The following is a 19838-nucleotide window of genomic DNA, read 5'->3' as shown; positions in this document are numbered from 1 at the left end:
GCGCGTTCAACGAGCAGTGGGGTGGTGCGTGGAATTCCTTGTAACCATACTCCGGCGCCATCAGACTTGCCCAGCCGAGGGCACGATTCCGGCACACCGGACGAGAGCTGCAATACCGCTTTGGTTGACCCGCCGAAAGCGTCGAAAGGAAGGCGTATGTCCAAGAAATCCCAAAAGAAATCGTCCAAGACGCCCTCCGGCATTGCAGCGGCTAAAAAGAAGGCCCCGAAAACCCGGGCTACGACTCAAACAAAGTCCGCGAAAACACAGCGGACACCGGCAAGCAAATCCCCCGCGAGCATAGCAAAAGCAGCATCGCATGGCGCCGCATCGAAACAGTTAAATTCCTCCAGATCGGCCCCCGCGTCCGCGGCGAAGCCGGTCCTGGCCGAGGGGCAGAAGGCCCCCGCCTTCCGCCTGCCCCGCGACGGCGGCGGCGCCGTCACGCTGTCGGATTATGCCGGCCGCAAGCTCGTCCTGTTCTTCTACCCCCGCGCCGATACGCCCGGCTGCACCAGGGAAGCCATCGACTTCACGCGCCTCGCCGACGCCTTCACCGCGGCCGGTACGGCCGTGATCGGTATTTCCGCGGATTCGTTAAAGGCCCAGGAGAAGTTCCGCGACAAGCACAGCCTCGGCGTTCCGCTCATCTCGGACGAGAAGCACGAGATGCTGGAAGCGTATGGCGCCTGGGGCGAAAAATCCATGTACGGCAAGAGCTTCCTTGGGATTCTTCGCACCACGGTGCTGGTCGGAAACGACGGCAAGGTGGCCAGGATCTGGCGCAACGTCCGGGTCGACGGCCATGCCGATCAGGTGCTGGAAGCGGCAAGAAGTCTTTAACCAGTCCTTTAAATACGACTGTTCCCATTTCCGGAAAATTAACCATGACCGGCCCAGATTGCTGCGGCAATTAGGCCGTACGGACTCATCCGACCGGCGCGGGAGTGCCGATGTCGAAAAGTTCTGCCCAATACTCGCAGTACCCCCAACATCATCCTCACGACCACGGACGGGCCTTCCCTCGGCGTCCCACCACTGCGGCGGCAGCCGCAATTCCTCTTCCCGCGACCGACGATGCCTACACCATCGTCCATCACGGCAAGCAGGTCCGCCTCGGGCCCGTGGTGTTCTGGATCGTGGTTGGCACCGTCGTGCTGCTCGGGCTCTGGTCGGCCGCGACCGCCACGTACTTTGCCTTTCGCGACGACGTCCTGACCCGGCTGATCGCCCGCCAGGCCGAGATGCAGTACGCCTATGAGGACCGCATCGCCGAGCTGCGCGCCAAGGTCGATCGCACCACCAGCCGCCAGCTGCTCGACCAGGAGCAATTCGACCAGAAACTCGACCAGATCATGAAGCGTCAGACGGCGCTGGAGTCCCGGGCCACGGCGCTCGGGGCCATGCCTGACGTGACAGGCTCGATTCCCCGTTCGACCCCGCAGCGTGGCGAGTCCGGCCAGAGCACAACGCAGGGCACGCCAAAGCCGTCGCCGATCAGCGACACCGTGATCTTCGTGGCGCCGCCGGATCGCGAAGCGCGGCTCGAGTCGCGCGCGCCGGCCGTCATGGCCCCACAGGCCAATCAGTTCGCCAAGAACCAGGGTTTCGACAATGTCCTGGTCCGCCTCACGACCTCGCTCGATCAGGTCGAGCGTCGTCAGATGGCGGCGCTCAGCGCCGTCGAGGAAGGCATGGATTCGCGCATGCGCCGGATGCGCGGCGTCGTCAGCGATCTCGGCCTGAACCTCGCCAGCCTCGAAGCCGCCGTGCCGCGGACCGCGATGGGCGGGCCGTTCGTGCCCGTCAAGCTGACCGCCAATGCCGGGCCGTTCGAGAAGCAGCTCAATCGCATCAACGTCAGCCGCGCCGAGATGGATCGCCTCAATCGCACGCTGGCGCTGGTGCCCTATCGCAAGCCCGTCATCGGCGAGGTCGAGTTCACCTCGGGTTTCGGCGTGCGCAGCGATCCGTTCCTGGGCCGGCCGGCGATGCATACCGGCCTCGACTTCCGCGCCGCCACGGGCGATCCGGTCCGCGTCACCGCCAACGGCAAGGTGATCTCGGCCGGCTGGTCCGGCGGCTATGGCCGCATGATCGAGGTCGATCACGGCAACGGACTTGCGACCCGCTACGGCCATCTCTCCGAGATCAACGTCAAGGTCGGCGAGGTCGTGAAGATCGGCCAGGTCGTCGGTCTCGTCGGCTCGACCGGCCGTTCCACCGGTCCGCATCTGCACTACGAAACCCGCATCGACGGCGAAGCGATCGATCCGCAGAAGTTCCTGCGCGCGGGCGTGCGCCTCAGCGCGGGCTAGGCTCGCGCTACTCTCTTCGGCGTAGACAGCCATCACCGCCGGCCGCCGCCGGGACGACCAAAACCGCCACCGAATGCCGGCGGCCCGCCGTGACTACTGGCCGCGCTCGTGGCCGACTTCGCCGGTGATGACGTCGCCGAACAGCTCCCAGGCCTGCCCGTTGAAGCGCATCAACTGCATCTGCTCGATCGGGAAGTAATCATCGGACGAGGTGTTGACCATGATGCCGGGCAGCATCAGGTCGGTGTGGAAATCCTTCAGGTTCGCGGCCTGCTTCATGACGTTCTCGCGGGTGAGATTGTCGCCGCACTGCTTGAGCACCTGCGCCATCGCCTCCGCCTGCACATAGCCATAGACGTTATTGGCGTTGGCCTTGTCGCCGTCTGGATAATACTTGTCCATGAACGCGCGCCATTTCACCACGGCCGGGTCCTTGTCCCAGGTCGGATCGGTCGGGTCTTTCAGATAGACGGTCGAGATGATGTCCTTGGCGTATTCGAGCCCGGCGGGCTTGAGCACCGAGGCAACCGAGGTTGCGGTGTTGGCGAGAAAGAACTTCGGCTTCCAGCCGAGCTCGCCGACTTTGCGGATTGCCTGCGCCGAGCCTTTCGGCGCGGCCCAGGAGAAGAAGATGTCGGCGCCGGAATCGTGCAGTGCGACGATCTGCGAGTCGATCGAGGGATCGCTGACCTCATAGGACTTGTCGGCGATGATCATGCCGGCCTTGTCGCCGAGCCCGTCCTTCAGACCCTTGAACTGGTCCTTGCCGGCGTCGTCGTTCTGCCAGAACACCGCGATCTTGCTGTCGGGGAAATGATCGCGGATGTATTTTGCGTAGATCCGCCCCTCGCTCTGGTAGTTGGGCTGGAAACCCATGGTCCAGGGAAAGTTCCTGGGGTCACCGAACTTGGTGCCGCCGGAGGCGACGAAGAGCTGCGGCACCTTCTTGGCGTTCATGTATTTCATGATCGCGGAATTCGAGGGCGTGCCGAGCGGCTGGAAGATCAAGAGGACCTCATCGCTCTCGACCAGCTTGCGCGCCTGCTCGATCGCCTTCGGCGGCGAATAGGCATCGTCATAGCTGATGAAGTTGATCTTGCGGCCGTTGATGCCGCCCTGGTCGTTGATCATCCTGAAGAACGCGGCCTCGGTCTTGCCGATCACGCCATAGGACGAGGCCGGCCCGCTATAGGGCATGATGTTGCCGATCTTGATGTCGGTGTCGCTGGCGCCGGGGTCGTACTTCTTCTGCGCCAATGCCGGTGCCGTGACCAGCACTCCGGCAGCGAGCATGGCGAGGGCAGCAAGGCTCCTGCGACGACCCGGCATCGTTCTCTCCCCTGTGTTTTGTAGTCTTGTTTTGCGGAGAGTGTCGCAAGCAGGCTTGACGCTGGCAAGCGATACGATTTTCCGCGAGGTGAAACGGTGGAGCGAGAACTTACGCGACGCGCTGCAGCATTCTCAGAGCGCGCCCGTCGATCACGAGCAACGCACTGCCAATGACGATGGCGCCCGCGATCTCGCGCATGGAGATCGGCTCGCCCAGCACCAGCCATCCCAGCAGGATGGCGGTAACGGGAATGAGCAGCGTCACCAGCATGACATTGGTCGCGCCCGAGCGACGCAGGATCTGAAAGAAGACGATGTAGGCGAGCGCCGTCGACAGGCCGGCAAGGCCGAGCACCGCGAGCCAGGTTGTGAGGCCCGGCATCGGCAGATGCCATGGCTGCTCCATGACGCCGGCGACAACCGCCATCATCACCGTTGAGGCCATCAGTTGAAAAGTCGCCGTTCCAAGCGGAGCTGAGTCCTTCAACAGCCGCCGCGCCGCCAACGCCGCGAAGCCATAGCTGCACGCGCCACCGAGGCAGAGCAGAATGCCGAACCCCTGCCCCGGCCTCGTCTCGATGCCCCATCCGCGCAGGATGACCACGCCGACGACGCCCAGAACCACACCGCCGACCCGCCGCATCTGCAAGGCTTCCTCGCCCGCCAACGCCATGACGATCACGGTGAACAGCGGCGTGGTGGCATTCAGGATCGAAGCTAGTCCGCTGGGAATGAAGGTCTGGCCGATCACAATCAGCGAGAACGGGATGACGTTGTTGAACAGCCCGATCACAACGAACGGCTTCCAGCCTGTCATGCCCCTGGGAAAACCGATCCCTTGCGCGCGCAGGAGCGGCAGGAGAATGGCCGCGCCCAGCGCGACGCGCAGGAACACCAGGGTGAGCGGCGGCAATTCCCGCAAGCCCGCACCGTTGAAGAAGAACGAGCCGCCCCAGAGGACCGAGAGCACGCCGAGCAGCGACCAGTCTCGCGCGTCGATCCTGTAATCGTTCGGGGGCATGGCGTCTCACATCGGCAGTTGACCTCCGCCTAGTACGGCGCGACGCGCTTTGCCACCCGATTTCCGATGAGGTCTGGAATTCCCGTGTTCAGAAGCGATAGGGCGAACGAGGCTGCCCCATGTTGATGCGACCGGCTAGGACGGCTTCTTCGGCCGCGACACCAGCTCGATCATCTTGCCTTCGTCGTCATCAGGCATCGCAGCCTTCGCGCGCGCGTAGGATTCGACTGCGGCGCGTGCCACCAGCGGCTTGTCGGCGAGCAGGCTCTCGGCAAGCTTCACGGCGTAAGCGGCATCCTTGTGCCGCAGCGCCGCCGTGAACGTCGCGCCGCCGAAGTCGCGGGCGACCATGCGCTTGGAATGACGCTGCACCTGCGGGCTTGCGGCAACGCCTGAAAGGATCGACTCCAGCACCAGGTTCATGTCGAGCCCGGCCTGCTCGGCGATCGCAAGGCCCTCGGCGAGCCCGGCGATCTGGATCGCGCCCATCAGATTGTTGATGAGCTTGTAGACCGTGCCGGAGCCGACCGCGCCGAAATGGCGGATGGTCGAGCCGATCGGTTCGAGATAGGGCCGCGCGCGTTCGAGATCGGCTGCATCTGCGCCGACCAAAAGCGTCAGCTTTCCGCTTGCTGCAGCATCCGGCAATCCCGTCACGGGGCAGTCGATGTAGATCAGCCCGCGCGCATTCAGCTCGCGGCCCATCTCGCGCGCATGGTCATAGGAGACGGTGGAGCATTCGATCGCGATGATGCCGGCCTTGGCCGTCTTGGCCGCGCCCTTCGGCCCCAGCCAGACCGTGCGCGAGGCCTCGTCGTCGGCAACCATGGTCACGACCACGTCGGCATCGATCGCAGCATCCTCGGGCGAGGTCGCCCAATGCGCGCCGCGGGCGATCAAATCCTCAGCCTTGGCCTTGCTGCGATTCCACAGCGTCACCGTGAAGCCGGCATCGAGATAGCGGCCGGCCATGCCATGGCCCATCCGTCCAAGCCCGATGAAGGCGACGCGGGCCATGGCTAATCCACATCCTCGATGTCGGCGCCAGGGGTGCCGAAGGCGCGCTGCGCCAGCGTTGCGGCCATGAAGTCGTCGAGCTCGCCGTTGAGCACGCCCGAGGTGTCGGAGGTCTGCACGCCCGTGCGCAGATCCTTCACCATCTGGTAGGGCTGCAGCACGTAGGAGCGGATCTGGTGACCCCAGCCGATATCGGTCTTGGCTGCCTGGTCGGCGGCCGCCTTCTCCTCGCGCTTTTTCAGCTCGATTTCATAGAGACGAGCGCGCAGCATGTCCCAGGCCTGGGCCCGGTTCTTGTGCTGGGAGCGGCCGGCCTGGCAGACCACCGCAACACCGGTCGGAATATGCGTCAGCCGCACCGCAGATTCGGTCTTGTTGACGTGCTGACCGCCGGCGCCGCCCGAGCGCATGGTATCGGTGCGGACGTCGGATTCCTTGATGTCGATCTTGATGCTGTCGTCGATGACCGGGAACACCTGCACACTGGAGAAAGACGTGTGCCGCCGCGCGTTGGAATCGAACGGCGAGATGCGCACCAGGCGGTGCACGCCCGCTTCGGTCTTGAGCCAGCCATAGGCGTTGTGGCCGGAGACCTGGATGGTCGCGGACTTGATGCCGGCCTCTTCGCCCTCGGACTCTTCGAGGTACTCGACCTTGAAGCCGTGCGTCTCCGCCCAGCGCGTGTACATGCGCAGCAGCATTTGCGCCCAGTCCTGGCTTTCGGTGCCGCCGGCGCCGGCATGGACCTCGAGATAGGAATCGAAGCGGTCGGCTTCGCCCGACAGCAACGCCTCGAGCTCGCGCCGCGCGACTTCCTTCTTGAGGGCCTTCAGCGCGGCTTCGGCTTCGGCGACGACGCCGTCATCGCCCTCGGCCTCGCCAAGCTCGATCATGCCGATGTCGTCCTCGAGCTCCTGCTCGACCTTGCCGATGCCCGAGAGCGAGTCCTCAAGCGAGGTCCGCTCCTGCATCAGCTTCTGGGCCTTCTGGGGGTCGTTCCAGAGGTTGGGATCTTCTGCGAGCTTGTTCAGCTCAGCGAGGCGCGCCGTCGATTTCTCGACGTCAAAGATGCCTCCTCAGCAGCCCGACTGACTGCTTGATCTCTTCTACCAACCGTTCGATTTCGGCGCGCATGTCGTTCTCGTGTCTCGCGGAATCGGTTCCGCGTGCTAGCGCATGATCCGGGAAGGCGTGCAGCGGTTTCCCGAAAGGAGCGTGCGCAAACAAGAAATAAAGCGCGATAACTCATCGCGCGGATGGGGATGTAGCGGCGGCGGCTGCAAAGCGCAACCGCCGCTGCGACAAACGTCTGTCTTGTCCTAAGCCTTAGTACAGCCCGCCGGTGCCCGGCCGCATGAAGAAGCCGGAATCCGGCTGCTGTTGCTGCGACGCCGGCATGCGCCCGTCGGCGTCGGCAACGCCGATGACCGAATAATTGTCCGGCGGCGCCGTGCCCGGCTTGAAGGCTTCGAGGATGGTCCCGCCGGTCTCGCCCGGGCCCGCACGCATGCCGCTCTTGGCGACGACGCGCACGAGCTTGATGCCGGCCGGCACCTTGAACGGAACCGCCGGCTTGTCGGCGAGTGCGAGCTTGAGGAAATCGCGCGCGATGGGAGCAGCCAGATGGCCGCCGGTCGCAGCGTTGCCTCTGCCGAGCGCGCGCGGCTTGTCGTAGCCCATATAGATGGCGACGGCGACGTCGGGCGAGAAGCCGACGAACCAGGCGTCCTTGGCCTCGTTGGTCGTACCGGTCTTGCCGGCGATCGGCTTGCCGACCTCCTTGACCACGGTCGCGGTACCGGCCTGGACCACGCCCTCCATCAGCTCGGTGATCTGATAGGCGGTCATGGAGTCGAGCACCTGCTCGCGGCGGTCAATCAGCTGCGGTTCGTTCTGATTCTTCCAGCCGCCCGGCGCGTCGCAGCCGCGGCATTCGCGCTGGTCGTGCTTGAAGATGGTGCGGCCGTAGCGATCCTGGATACGGTCGATCAGGGTCGGCTTCACCCGGCGACCGCCATTGGCGAGCATCGAATAGGCCGTGACCATGCGCATCGCCGTGGTCTCGCCGGCGCCGAGCGCGTAGGAGAGATAGTTCGGCAGCTCGTCATAGACGCCGAAGCGGCGGGCATATTCGCCGATCAGGGGCATGCCGATGTCCTGCGCGAGGCGCACCGTCACGGTATTGAGCGACTGCCGCAGCGCGTTGCGCAGCGTCACGGGCCCCTGGAACTTGCCCGAGGAGAAGTTTTCCGGCCGCCACACGCCGGCGCCCTGGCCCTGGTCGATTTCGATCGGCGCGTCGAGCACCACGGTCGAGGGCGTATAGCCGTTGTCGAGCGCGGCCGAATAGACGATCGGCTTGAACGACGAACCCGGCTGCCGGTAGGCCTGGGTGGCGCGGTTGAACTGGCTCTGGTCGAACGAGAATCCGCCGACCATCGCGAGCACGCGGCCGGTCCAGGGGTCCATCACCACCATCGCGCCCGACACTTCGGGGATCTGGCGCAGCCGGTACTGTCCCTCGACCGGGTTGCCGTCCTTGTAGAGCGGATCGGCATAGATCACGTCGCCGGGCTGGAGCACCTGCGACACCGCCGTTGCCGCCCTGCCCTTCGCAGCGCCGGTGGCCGCCCTTGCCCATTTGATGCCGTCGAGCGTGATCAGGCCGGTCTCGCGCTGCTTGCTGATGGCGCCGCCGAGCTCGCGGCTCGGCTGGAAGCCGATGCGCGCCGACTGGTCACTGGTCTCCAGCACCACCGCCATGCGCCACGGCGAGATGTCGGAAAGCGACTTGATCTCGGCAAGCTTCACGCCCCAGTCGCCCGACGTATCGAGCTTGCTCATGGCGCCGCGATAGCCCTGCTGCTCGTCATAGTTCACGAGGCCCGCGACCATGGTCTTGCGCGCCATGACCTGGATCTTCGGATCGAGCGTGGTGCGGACAGACAGACCGCCCTCGTAAAGCTTCTTCTCGCCGTAGCGCTCGAAGATGTCGCGGCGAACTTCCTCGGCGAAATATTCGCCGGCGAAGGTGTGGGCGCCGTTGGACCGGTTGGTGACGGCCAGCGGCTCCTTGCGCGCCTTGTCGGCGTCAGCCTGCTTGATCCAGCCGTTCTCCAACAGGCGGTCGACCACGTAGTTGCGGCGCTCGATGGCGCGGTCGCGGTTACGTACCGGATGCAGCGTCGCCGGCATCTTCGGCAGCGCCGCGAGATAGGACGCTTCCGCCACCGTGAGCTCATTCACCGACTTGTCGAAATAAACCAGCGAAGCGGCTGCGATGCCGTAGGCACCGAGGCCCAGGTAGATTTCGTTCAGATACAGCTCGAGGATCTTGTCCTTCGAATAGGTCTTCTCGATCCGCATCGCCAGCAAGGCTTCCTTGATCTTGCGCGCGAAGGAGACCTCGTTGGTCAGAAGGAAATTCTTGGCGACCTGCTGGGTGATCGTGGAGGCGCCCTGCGGACGGCGGTTGGAGCCGTAGTTCTGGATATAGACCACGCCCGCGCGTGCCATGCCGGTGTAGTCGATGCCGCCATGCTCGTAGAAATTCTTGTCCTCGGCAGCGAGGAAGGCGTTGATCACGAGCTTCGGCACCGCCTGGATCGGCAGATACAGCCGCCGCTCCTTGGCGTATTCGCCGAGCAGCGAACCGTCGACCGCGTGCACACGCGTCATCACCGGCGGCTCGTAATCCTGAAGCTGAGAGTAGTCCGGCAAGTCCTTGGAGAAATGCCAGATCAGGCCCGCCACGGCCCCGACACCGACAAGGAACACCACCGTTCCCGCGGCGAACAGGAAGCCCATGAACCGCACCAGCAAGCGCATTATCTGTTTATCCGTTCAAACTCTGGATCAGCCCGAAGATCAGCCCACGGCGCCCACCAAAACAGGCGCCAACCTCACGTCGCGCATTCACCGGCCTACTCAATTACGTCAGTGCCGGACCTAAAGACGCTCGCCGAACGGGATTCTCGCCGATTCCGGAACCCCCTGCGGCGTTTTTATAAATCGCCCGCTGTGGCCAAACTAGGGCTTTTGCGGCGAGACGGAAAAACCCTTCCTCAATTCTCTCAATTCGACGGTCCCCCGGTCGTCAATTCGACGATCCGGCGGTCGCCAGCCGCTTGGCCAGGAACCCGTCGATGGCTTGCGCCATCGAGCCCACGGCGCGGGACCGCCAACCCTCGGAGACAAGATGCCCGAGATCGCCTTTATTGGAGACATAACCGATCTCGACCAGCACAGACGGCACGTCGGGCGCCTTCAGCACCCGGAAACCGGCCGATTTCAGCGGATGCTTGTGCATCCGCACGGTCGACTTCATTTCGCTCATCAGCAAATGAGCAAAACGGTTTGAAAATGTGCGGGTTTCCCGCTGCGTCAGATCGATCAGGATGTCGGCGACATCGGTCGGCTCCTCCGCGAGGTTGAAGCCGGCGATCGCGTCCGCGCGGTTTTCCGCATCAGCCAGACGTTGGGCCTCAGCGTCGGAGGCCTTGTCGGACAGCGTATAGATGGTGGCGCCCTGGGCATCCCCCTCGGTGCGCGGCAGCGCGTCGGCATGAATCGAGACGAACAGCGCCGCCTTGATGTTGCGGGCGACTTTGACCCGGTCATTGAGCGGGATGAACGTGTCGTCGTTCCGCGTCATCACGACACGGTATTTGCCGGCCTTTTCCAGCCGGTCGCGCAGCGCCAGACCGAAGGCCAGCACCAGGTTCTTCTCGCTTTCGCCGCTCGACTGCGTGCCGTTGTCGATACCGCCATGGCCGGGGTCGATCACCACGATCGGCCGGCCGTCGGCCTTCTGCTGCGCCGGTTCCGGGGCTGCCGTCGCGGGCACCGTGGCGGGCGGCGCATCGGCGATCGCGGGCCGCAGCTCAGGGCGGTTTTCCGGGGCGAGCGATTGCACGAAGGCGGCGCGGTCGACCTCCTCCAGCTCGAGCACGAGCCGGGCCGGCTGGCCGTTGGCCGCCTCCAGCACGTAGGAATTGGCGATCTTGGCAGGCCCCGTCAGGTCGAACACGATTCGCGAGCCGCCGGGCATGACGAGCCCATAGCGGAAGGCCTTGACCAGCCCCCGCCCCCCGGACCCGGTGCCCGCAGGCAGCTGAAAATTGACCTGGGGCACGTCGACCACCACCCGGTACGGGTCGGCGAGCGTGACGGCGCGGAAGGTGACGGTCTGGTCGATGTCGAGGATGAAGCGGGTCTGCTTGCCATCGCCAGCCAGCCGGGCGGCCGAGGCGATTGGATAATTCGCTGCCGCAACAGCGGGTTGCGGCTGGCTTTCCGCAGCGCTCAGGCGGGAGGAATCAGCACATGGCAATGCTGCGGCGCACAGGAGCACGCATCCCAGCAAGACCCTTTGATTTGCGCGGCTCGCCACCGATTTCCGTGCCTCCGAGCAGCTCTTTTAACGCAATAGAACCACAGGGTTAATCGATCCTTAATGACAGAAACGCGAAACTCGCTGACTGTGACCGCCGTGCGACGCTCCCTTGCACGGATGGCCCATTCCTCGTATGTACGGAATGCTGACGGCCGATATTTCCGGTTGTGTCGCATTCAGCCTCCCGGTGCAGCGCCGGAACTCTCAAGGTTTGGGAATTCCAGCGTTTTCCGTTCTCCTCTAAGACCAGCGCGGTGCGCGGCAGCGAGGTGGAGCGGGCCAAGCCCCGGCGGCGGACGGTTCCCGGATACCACGTTTCCGGGGCGGTTCGGACAGTGACATAACCCATTGCCCGGTCCCTTGATCCCAAGGGAGCGGTTCGTGATCCCCAAGGCGAGCGCGCTCGCGCCATGCCTGGCCAGCAGCAACTGATTGAGGGGCGGCCTCGCCGCCCAATGTTTCATACGGGCCGACGCTTGATGCGCCAGACTGTGCCGACGAATTCTGAAGGATCATTCGCGACGCTGCGGAGTGATAATCCCGCGCGCCGCCGTGGTCCTGAAGCTTCCGGTCCGGCAAGGCGCGAGAGACGGCGTTTCGGCCTTCCCCTCACCCCCGAATCAGGTGGACCGTCGCGTCACCCGGCAGCGCAGATCGCGCCCACGGTGTATCGCGCCCGCCGCCGCCAAGAGTTAAGACATGCCCAACAAGATGTTGATCGATGCCACCCACCCGGAGGAGACCCGGGTCGTCGTGGTCCGCGGCAATCGCGTCGAAGAGTTTGATTTCGAGACCGCGCAACGCAAGCAACTGCGCGGGAATATCTACCTCGCCAAGGTCACAAGGGTCGAACCCTCGCTCCAGGCCGCCTTCGTCGAATATGGCGGCAACCGGCACGGCTTCCTCGCCTTCAGCGAAATCCACCCCGACTACTACCAGATCCCGGTTGCCGACCGGCAGGCGCTGATCGAGGCCGAGGAACAGGCCCATCGCGAGGCCGAGGAAGAGAGCGAGAACCGCTCGCACGGCCGCCGCCGCTCGCGTCACCGCAATGCCCGCCGCCGCGGTCATGGCGAACGGGTCCGCAGCGACATCGTCGAAGGTCTCGACGCCGGCGCCGATCCCGCGGCCCAGCCGGTCGATGGCGGGCCGAGCGCCGCCAACGCCGAAGGCGCTCCGCATGAGGGCGAGCATCTGCACGCCGACGCGGAGCATCACGGCGAGCACGATGCCCATGATCACAACGACCATGATCATCACGATCATGATCACCATGAACACGGGCACGACGACCATCATCACGATCACGCTCACGATCATGACGACCATGGTCATGACGGCGGCCACGATCATCACGACCATGATCATGCCGACGAGACGCCCGCGCCTGTCGCGGCCGTTGGCGCCGAACCCGTGGTCGCTGCCGAACCGCAGGAGGCGACCTCCGAAGCGCACGCAGAAGCTCTGGCCGAAGCCGTAACCGCCGCCGCTGAACCGGCCGATGCCGTGTACGCTGCCGGCGAAAGCACGGAAGCTCCGCATCACGACGCTGAAGCGGCGACTGACGACGACGACGACGAGGATGACGACGGCGAGGAAGCCGAAGAGGAAGTCGTCGAATCCGTTGGCGGCGACGATGTGATGGAGGAAGTGCCGGAGCGCACCTTCCGTCCGCGCCGCCAGTATAAGATCCAGGAAGTCATCAAGCGCCGCCAGGTGATGCTGGTGCAGGTCGTCAAGGAAGAGCGCGGCAACAAGGGTGCGGCGCTGACGACCTATCTCTCGCTCGCCGGCCGCTACGCCGTCTTGATGCCGAACACCGCGCGCGGCGGCGGCATCAGCCGCAAGATCACCAGCGCCCAGGACCGCTCGCGTCTGAAGGAAGTGGTGCAGGATCTCGACGTGCCCGAGGGCATGGGCATCATCCTGCGCACCGCCGGCGCCGCCCGCACCAAGCCCGAGATCAAGCGCGACTTCGAATACCTGATCCGGATGTGGGAGACGGTGCGCGACCTGACGCTGAAGTCGCAGGCCCCGACCCTCGTCTACGAGGAAGGCTCGCTGATCAAGCGCTCGCTGCGCGACCTCTACAACAAGGAGATCGACGAGATCTCGGTTGCCGGCGAATCCGGCTACCGCGAAGCACGCGACTTCATGAAGATGCTGATGCCCGCCAATGTCAGCGCGGTGAAGCAGTATCGCGACGGCCAGCCGCTGTTCTCGCGGATGGGCGTCGAAAGCCAGCTGGACGCGATGTTCTCGCCGACCGTGCAGCTGCGCTCCGGCGGCTACATCGTGATCAACCAGACCGAGGCGCTGGTCTCGATCGACGTGAACTCCGGCCGCTCGACGCGCGAGCACCATATCGAGGACACCGCACTCAAGACCAATCTGGAGGCGGCCGAAGAGGTCGCCCGCCAGCTCCGCCTGCGCGACCTCGCCGGCCTGATCGTCATCGACTTCATCGACATGGACGAGAAGCGCAACAACCGTGCGGTCGAGCGCAAGCTGTCCGATTGCCTGCGGCAGGACCGCGCGCGCATCCAGGTCGGACGCATCTCGCATTTCGGCCTGCTCGAGATGTCGCGCCAGCGCATCCGTGCCAGCGTGCTGGAATCCTCGACCGATCCCTGCCCGCATTGCGGCGGCACCGGCCATGTCCGCTCGGTGTCCTCGGTTGCGCTCCAGCTTCTGCGCGGCCTCGAAGAGATCCTGATGAAGGGCGCGACCCACAATCTCGTGGTCCGCACCCGCACCGACGTCGCGCTCTACGTGCTGAACCACAAGCGCGGCCATCTGCGCGACCTCGAAAACGGCTTCAAGGTCACCCTGGCGGTCATCGCCGACCCGAGCGTCAGCGGACCGCAGGCCTACCTCATCGATCGCGGCGAGCAGGTGCATACGCTCGAAGCCGCCAAGGCGCTGCTCGCGGCGCAGGCCGCGGCAAGCCCGCCGCCGGCGGTTGAAGAGGCCTATGACGACGAGGAGTTCGATCCGGAGCTGGAATCCGAGATCGAGTCCGAGGAGACCGAAGGTCTCACTGAAGAGCAGGCTGCCGGCGAGGCAGCCCCCGAGCAGGACGGTCAGCGCCGCAAGCGCCGCCGTCGCCGGCGCGGCCGCGGTGGCCAGCGCGACGGCGAGCTGCGCGACGATAGCGCCCCCGCTCTTCCCGAGGCGGCTGTGGCTGCCGGCGAAGGCGATGAGGAGGCCGAGTCCGAGCAGGACGGCGAGGAAGGCGAGGAACAGGCAGCCCGTGGCGAGCAGCAGGGCGGCGGAGAGCGCCGGCGCCGGCGTGGTCGCAGAGGCGGACGCCGTCGGCGTGGGGGTGGCGAGGAAGGTCTTGCCGGCTCCATCGGCGACGAACTCGGCACCCAGTCACCATCGGAAGCTGTCGAAGCGGTGGCCGATTTCGACGGCTTTGGCGGCGAGGCTGCGCCCTCGATCGCGCAGGCCGAGCACACCGCCGAGCCGCAAGCCACCCAGCCTGAGCCGCGTGCCGAGGTGCAGGCAGAGGCGCCGGCCCAGCCGGAGCCAGCTCCTGCTGTCGTAACGGCAGAAGAAGAGCCCGCTGACGACAAGGCCGCCCGGCGTCGCTCCACCGTCCGCGAAAAGGTGAGCTTCCTGTCGAGCAGCCCGAGCGAGCCCGCAGCACCGGTTGCGCAGGTAAGCGAACCGGCCGCTCCGCCGGCACCTGCGCCCGCACCGGAAGCGGCAAGCGAAACGCCGGCCGCCCCGCGCCGCGCCGGCTGGTGGTCCCGCCGTTTCGGCGGCGGCGAGTAAAGACGGACACAGAATAAAAAAACGCCCGGCCAAGCCGGGCGTTTTTCGTTTTACCGTTCACCGGATCGCTATGGCAGCAGTTCGTCGTCGCCGAGCGGCGCCACATCGCGCGAGGCGATCTGGCGGAGCTGGTCGTAGAGATCGGGCGCCTCGCTGGTGCAGAGGCAAACTCCTTTTGCGGAAGCTGCCTCGCCGGCGTTGAGGTAGGCGTGGCCCATTGTGCTGTCGAGATAGATGCCGTCGCCCTCGCTGAGGATCTCGGGCGCGTAGAACTCGGTGTGGACGGCGACGCGTCCGCTCGTCACCAGGAAATATTCCTCGCCGCCATGGCGCAGCAGCGGGCCGAACTCCTCCAGCGAGCGCGCGCGAACCTCGGCCACGATCGGCACCATGCGTTTGCCGATCAGATCGGTGCATTGATAGGTGTAGGTGTAGAACTTCGTGGTGATCACCTGCCCCTGCCCGGCCCGGCTGATGCTCCGCCGCGCGGTGACCGGCCGGCCCTGCACGGGCGCCGCGACCGCCGGATTGAACAGCTCGGCGATCTCCATCTTCAGGCCCGAGGTGAGCTGGAGCAGCTTGTCGTAGGTCAGTGACATCAGGCCGTTCTCGACCTTCGACAGGGTCGAGAGCGCCATGCCGGTCCGCTCCGCCACCTGCTTGAGCGTCAGGCCGCGGGCCTGGCGGGCCGCCTTGAGGCATTGCCCGAGCTGGGAATTGGCACCTTCGGGCGTCGTTATCTCGCTCATGCAGCAACCCTATCACGGCGATAGAAAAATTGTTGGCCTATCCGTCTAATCTTTTCGGCCAAGACACCCCTTGAGCAGCCCATTTGGCGGCCCGTTGGGCAGCAGCGCCAGCATTTGTGCATGAAACGCCCCGGTTTGACGATTATTGATGCGCTTCCCTTACTTTCCGATATGCTAAATTGTTTTCACAATCTGAAAGGGACTGGCATTGTCCGGACTTTGCGATTCCAGCGCCGTTGAGCTGCGCCGCCTGCTGGCCGCGCGGGCGATCTCGCCCGTCGAGCTGCTGGACGCCTGCCTGTCGCGCATCGCCACCATCAATCCTGCCGTGAATGCCGTCGTGACATTGGACGAGCCCCGCGCCCGCATGGCGGCAAAGGCAGCCGAAGCCGCCATCCTGCGCGGCGAGGATCGCGGCGCGCTGCACGGCCTTCCGGTCCTGATCAAGGACACCCAGGACACCGCCGGACTGCGCTCCACCTATGGCAGCCCCCTGTTGCGCGACAATGTCCCGGTCGCCGACCAGGGCTCGGTCGCGCGGCTGCGCGCAGCCGGCGCCATCATCTTCGGCAAGACCAACACGCCGGAATGGGCGGCCGGCGGCAACACCCGCAATCCCGTGTTCGGCGCGACCGGCAATCCCTTCGATCCCATGCGCTCGGCGGCCGGCTCCTCCGGCGGTTCGGCGGTGGCGCTCGCCTGCGGCATGGCCCCGCTCGCATCGGGCTCGGACACCGGCGGCTCCTTGCGCAATCCGGCCGGCTTCTCCGGCATCGTCGGCATGCGTCCGTCCTACGGTCTCGTGGCCAGCGAGAAGCGCGCCTTCGGCTGGTCGAACCTGTCGACCGACGGACCGATGGCACGCAATGTCGCCGACACCGCGCTGATGCTGTCGGTGATGGCGAGCGACGATGTCCGCGATCCCCTGGCCTCTACGCTGCCCGGCGAGCCCGTGCGCGGTCGCGCCGAACGTTGGGCCGCACCGCGTCCCGCCGACCTTAGCAAGCTGCGCCTCGCCTTCACGGAGGATTTTGGCTTCGCCCCGACCGAGCAGGCCATCCGCCGCGTGTTCCGCGATCGCGTGAGCAAGCTCGCGCCGCTGTTCGCCCACTGCCGCGAAGCGACGCCGGATTGCTCCGGCGCCGACGACGCGTTCGCGGTCCTGCGCGCCGGCCTGTTCCTGGCGATGCACGGCAAGAATTACAAAGAGCGTCCCGAAATGCTCGGCCCGAATGTCCGCGCCAATGTCGAGGAAGGCCTGAGCTACACGCTCGAGGACCATGGGCGCGCCGCAACGACGCAGACGCGGATCTATCGTGCCTACCAGACCTTCTTTGAGACTTGCGACGTGCTGATCAGCCCCACCATTACGCTGAGCCCGCGCCCCTGGTCGGAACTCTATCCCGCCGAGATCGACGGCGTGCCGACCAAATCCTATTTCCACTGGCTCGCACTTGCCTATGCCGTCACGCTTCCCGGCCACCCCGCGATCAGCATTCCGCTCGGCCTTGATGAAGCCGGCCTGCCGTTCGGCCTTCAGATCGTCGGCCCGCGCGGCGGCGACGCGATCGTGCTCTCGGTCGCCGCAAGCATCGAGGCCGCGTTCGCAAGCGATGCGCAATTGTGCCGGCCGGTACCCGACCTGGCACGGCTCGCCGCAGCACCGCCACTGTCGGCCGCGCCCGGTTTCCTCACCTGGGAATGAGCCGACACCGGTCTTGGCTGCACCGCCCGCGCAACGGAGATGAGCATGACGGAACTGCCGAGGAAGACCAGCGTCATCGCGTTCGTCCTGCTCTACATCGCCTACTGCATCTCCTACATCGACCGCGCGGCGATCTCGCTGGCGCTGGCGCAAATCGGCAAGGACTTCAATCTCCAGGCCGCCGATCTCGGCATCGTCATCAGCGCGTTCTTCCTCGGCTATGCCGCGATGCAGGTGCCGGGTGGATGGCTCTCCGACCGCTTCGGCTCGAAATATGTCGTGATCGTCACCATCGTGATGTGGTCGCTGTTCACGGCGTTCACGAGCATCGCCTGGTCGCTGACCTCGCTGATCGCGATCCGCTTCATCTTCGGCATCGCCGAGGGCGGCTTTCCGCCGGCGAGCATCCGCGGCATCTCCGAAGTGTTCAAGAAGGACAGCCGGCCGAAGATGTCGGCGCTGCTGCTGTCCTCGAACTATGCCGGCAGCATGGTCGCGCCGCTGATCATGGCGCCGCTGATCCTCTGGCTCGGCTGGCGCCATGCCTTCAACGCCATCGGCATCGCGGGCATCGTCTTCGCGGTGGTCTACTTCGTCTTCGTCCCCTATCTGGGACGCCCGGGCAAGGCCGATGCAGGCGCACCGGCCAAGCCCGAGAACCGCGCGCCGATGCGCGAGCTCATGAAAAATCCGCTGCTGTGGCAGTTGATGGTGGTGTGGTTCGGCCTCAGCTGCGTCAACAAGGGCCTGGATTCCTGGATGCCGCTCTATCTGCTCCAGCATCGCGGGCTCGACCTCAAGACCGTCGGCGTGGTGGCGCCGATCCCGTTCGTGATGGCGACGATCGCGACCGCGATCGGCGGCTGGGTGATGACGACGTTCTTCTCCGAGCGCGAAAAATATCTGCTGATCGGCAGCTCCGCATTGACCGGCATCTTCCTCTACGCCATGTACAAGGCGGAAACGATCATGGTGCTGATCGTCTTCCAGTCGCTGGTCTACTTCTTCAAATCCTTCGTGCTGGCCGCGGTGGTCGCGCTTCCGACCAAACTGCTCCGCGACGACCAGATCGGATCCGGTGTCGGCATGGTCAATCTCGGCGGTCAGAGCGCGGGCTTCGTCGCCCCCGTCGCCATCGGCTTCATCGTGACCGGAACCGGATCGTTCGACGCCGCCTTCGGTTTCCTGGTGGCGATGACGGCGTTGTCCGTCGTGGTCGCGACAACCATCAGCACGGCCCAGCCGAGGCTCGCACCACAACCGGCCTGACAGGAGCATTCTGCCAATGCAAAGCGCGATCGTTCTCGGCGGCGGCATGATCGGCGTGAGCGCGGCGCTGCACCTCCAGCAGCGCGGCTGGTCCGTTACGCTCATCGACCGCAGGGAGCCGGGCCGCGAGACCAGCTACGGCAATGCCGGGATGATCCAGGCGGAAGCCGTCCGCCCCTATCCGATGCCGCGCGACCTCGCCTCGCTCCTGAAGATCGCGACCGGGCGCACCAACGACGTGCGCTACAGCCTGTCCTCGCTGCATCTCCATATCGAGCCCCTGCTCCGCTACTGGTGGCATTCGGCGCCAAAGCGCCATCGTGAGGCGATCGACGCCTGGGCGCGGCTGATCGCCTATGCGACAGCGGAGCACGACATCCTCATTCGCGAGGCCCATGCCGACAATCTCATCCGTCGCGCCGGTTACCGGGCGCTGTATCGCGACGCCGCTTCACTGGATCTCTCGATCAAGGCCGCCGAGGAAGACCAGCACGAGTTCGGCGTGAACTTTCGTGTGCTCTCGGGCAGCGAGCTCGCCAAGGCCGAGCCGGTCCTGCGCGACGATCTCCCTGGCGCGATCCATTGGCTCGACACCTGGACCGTGTCCGATCCCGGCGCACTGGTGACGGCCTATGCCGAGCTGTTCGAGCGCCTCGGCGGCAGGATCGTGCTCGGTGATGCGCAGTCGCTGCAGCAGACTGCGGCGGGCTGGTCGGTCGATACCGACCTGGGACGCATCGATGCCGCGACAGCCGTCGTGACACTCGGGCCGTGGTCGCCCGATCTGTTGCACAAATTCGGCTATCGCATCCCGCTGGTGCGCAAGCGCGGCTACCACATGCATTACAGTGGCGGCGCCTCGCTCGATCTGCCGCTCATCGACAAGGGCGGCGGCTATGCCATGGGCCCGATGGCCAAGGGCATCCGCATCACCACCGGCGCCGAGCTGACGGGTCCGGATGCGCTCGCAACACCCGTGCAGCTCGCCAGCGCCGAAGCCTCCGCCCGGGAGCTGATCGATCTCGGCAAGCGCGTCGAGCCCGACCCGTGGTTCGGCACCCGCCCCTGCACGCCCGACATGCTGCCGGTGCTCGGTCCCGCCCCGCATCACCCGGGGCTCTGGATGAATTTCGGCCACGGCCACCAGGGCTTTACGCTGGGCCCCGCGACCGGGCGCCTGCTCGCCGAGATGATGAACGGCGAGACGCCGGCGATCGATCCGACGCCGTACCGGCCGGAGCGGTTCTAGTCTTCA

At 65.4% G+C, this 19838-nt stretch carries 13 protein-coding genes; 6 read left to right on the top strand and 7 right to left on the bottom strand.

Translation table 11 applies throughout. The features are described 5' to 3' along the window. Positions 1-156: 156 nt before the first annotated feature. Positions 157-843, top strand: coding sequence for a peroxiredoxin (locus tag XI08_RS31050; RefSeq protein ID WP_271577303.1), 687 nt, complete (start codon positions 157-159; stop codon positions 841-843). 110 nt (positions 844-953) lie between these two features. After that, the gene (locus XI08_RS31045; protein WP_271577302.1) at positions 954-2318 is read left to right on the top strand and encodes a M23 family metallopeptidase; all 1365 of its coding nucleotides are present in this window, start codon (positions 954-956) and stop codon (positions 2316-2318) included. A gap of 93 nt (positions 2319-2411) precedes the next feature. Here XI08_RS31045 and XI08_RS31040 read toward each other — a convergent pair whose 3' ends face one another. The 6 genes from XI08_RS31040 to XI08_RS31015 all read right to left on the bottom strand — a co-directional run bounded on the left by XI08_RS31040 (position 2412) and on the right by XI08_RS31015 (position 11077). Further along, positions 2412-3647, bottom strand: a complete 1236-nt coding sequence (locus XI08_RS31040) for an ABC transporter substrate-binding protein (protein ID WP_271577301.1) — start codon at positions 3645-3647, stop codon at positions 2412-2414. Positions 3648-3756: 109 nt separating this feature from the next. Continuing rightward, positions 3757-4668, bottom strand: a complete 912-nt coding sequence (locus XI08_RS31035; RefSeq protein ID WP_027542596.1) for a DMT family transporter — start codon at positions 4666-4668, stop codon at positions 3757-3759. A gap of 135 nt (positions 4669-4803) precedes the next feature. After that, entirely contained in the window at positions 4804-5685 is an 882-nt protein-coding gene (locus XI08_RS31030; RefSeq protein ID WP_271577300.1) for an NAD(P)-dependent oxidoreductase, read from the bottom strand. Positions 5686-5687: 2 nt separating this feature from the next. Further along, a protein-coding gene (prfB, locus tag XI08_RS31025) for a peptide chain release factor 2 (RefSeq protein ID WP_135173575.1) occupies positions 5688-6819 on the bottom strand; the annotation gives its coding sequence in 2 pieces (ribosomal slippage) (positions 5688-6749 and positions 6751-6819; 1131 coding nt in all). A 192-nt stretch (positions 6820-7011) separates the two neighbouring features. After that, positions 7012-9513 carry a penicillin-binding protein 1A gene (locus XI08_RS31020; protein WP_027542593.1) on the bottom strand — a complete coding sequence of 834 codons (2502 nt, stop codon included), beginning with the start codon at positions 9511-9513 and terminating at the stop codon, positions 7012-7014. Positions 9514-9781: 268 nt separating this feature from the next. Continuing rightward, positions 9782-11077, bottom strand: a complete 1296-nt coding sequence (locus tag XI08_RS31015) for an N-acetylmuramoyl-L-alanine amidase (protein WP_027542592.1) — start codon at positions 11075-11077, stop codon at positions 9782-9784. 702 nt (positions 11078-11779) lie between these two features. Here XI08_RS31015 and XI08_RS31010 point away from each other — a divergent pair. Then, positions 11780-14860 (top strand): Rne/Rng family ribonuclease, encoded by a 3081-nt coding sequence (locus XI08_RS31010; RefSeq protein WP_271577299.1) that lies wholly within the window; start codon positions 11780-11782, stop codon positions 14858-14860. Between the two features lie 68 nt (positions 14861-14928). Here XI08_RS31010 and XI08_RS31005 read toward each other — a convergent pair whose 3' ends face one another. Continuing rightward, positions 14929-15609 (bottom strand): helix-turn-helix domain-containing protein, encoded by a 681-nt coding sequence (locus XI08_RS31005; protein WP_271577298.1) that lies wholly within the window; start codon positions 15607-15609, stop codon positions 14929-14931. A gap of 208 nt (positions 15610-15817) precedes the next feature. Between XI08_RS31005 and XI08_RS31000 the strand changes: the two genes are divergently transcribed. Genes XI08_RS31000 through XI08_RS30990 form a run of 3 tightly spaced genes read left to right on the top strand, consistent with a single transcriptional unit; the run spans position 15818 to position 19832 of the window. Further along, complete coding sequence (locus XI08_RS31000) at positions 15818-17314, top strand: amidase (RefSeq protein ID WP_271577297.1); 1497 nt, start codon at positions 15818-15820, stop codon at positions 17312-17314. 45 nt (positions 17315-17359) lie between these two features. Then, positions 17360-18583: an MFS transporter gene (locus XI08_RS30995; protein ID WP_135173569.1), complete on the top strand. Its 1224-nt coding sequence runs from the start codon at positions 17360-17362 to the stop codon at positions 18581-18583. A 16-nt stretch (positions 18584-18599) separates the two neighbouring features. Beyond that, the gene (locus XI08_RS30990) at positions 18600-19832 is read left to right on the top strand and encodes an NAD(P)/FAD-dependent oxidoreductase (RefSeq protein ID WP_271577296.1); all 1233 of its coding nucleotides are present in this window, start codon (positions 18600-18602) and stop codon (positions 19830-19832) included. Positions 19833-19838: the final 6 nt, after the last annotated feature.

The sequence above is a fragment of the Bradyrhizobium sp. CCBAU 11361 genome (assembly GCF_028128935.1).
Classification (GTDB): domain Bacteria; phylum Pseudomonadota; class Alphaproteobacteria; order Rhizobiales; family Xanthobacteraceae; genus Bradyrhizobium; species Bradyrhizobium niftali.
This window is presented reverse-complemented; position numbering and strand designations above follow the sequence as displayed.

Coding starts and splice junctions, on each gene's coding strand:
- XI08_RS31045 (WP_271577302.1), top strand. CDS start 954: ATGTCGAAAAGTTCTGCCCAATACTCGCAGTACCCCCAACATCATCCT.
- XI08_RS31010 (WP_271577299.1), top strand. CDS start 11,780: ATGCCCAACAAGATGTTGATCGATGCCACCCACCCGGAGGAGACCCGG.
- XI08_RS31030 (WP_271577300.1), bottom strand. CDS start 5,685: ATGGCCCGCGTCGCCTTCATCGGGCTTGGACGGATGGGCCATGGCATG.
- XI08_RS31050 (WP_271577303.1), top strand. CDS start 157: ATGTCCAAGAAATCCCAAAAGAAATCGTCCAAGACGCCCTCCGGCATT.
- XI08_RS31005 (WP_271577298.1), bottom strand. CDS start 15,609: ATGAGCGAGATAACGACGCCCGAAGGTGCCAATTCCCAGCTCGGGCAA.
- XI08_RS31040 (WP_271577301.1), bottom strand. CDS start 3,647: ATGCCGGGTCGTCGCAGGAGCCTTGCTGCCCTCGCCATGCTCGCTGCC.
- XI08_RS31035 (WP_027542596.1), bottom strand. CDS start 4,668: ATGCCCCCGAACGATTACAGGATCGACGCGCGAGACTGGTCGCTGCTC.
- XI08_RS30990 (WP_271577296.1), top strand. CDS start 18,600: ATGCAAAGCGCGATCGTTCTCGGCGGCGGCATGATCGGCGTGAGCGCG.
- XI08_RS30995 (WP_135173569.1), top strand. CDS start 17,360: ATGACGGAACTGCCGAGGAAGACCAGCGTCATCGCGTTCGTCCTGCTC.
- XI08_RS31020 (WP_027542593.1), bottom strand. CDS start 9,513: ATGCGCTTGCTGGTGCGGTTCATGGGCTTCCTGTTCGCCGCGGGAACG.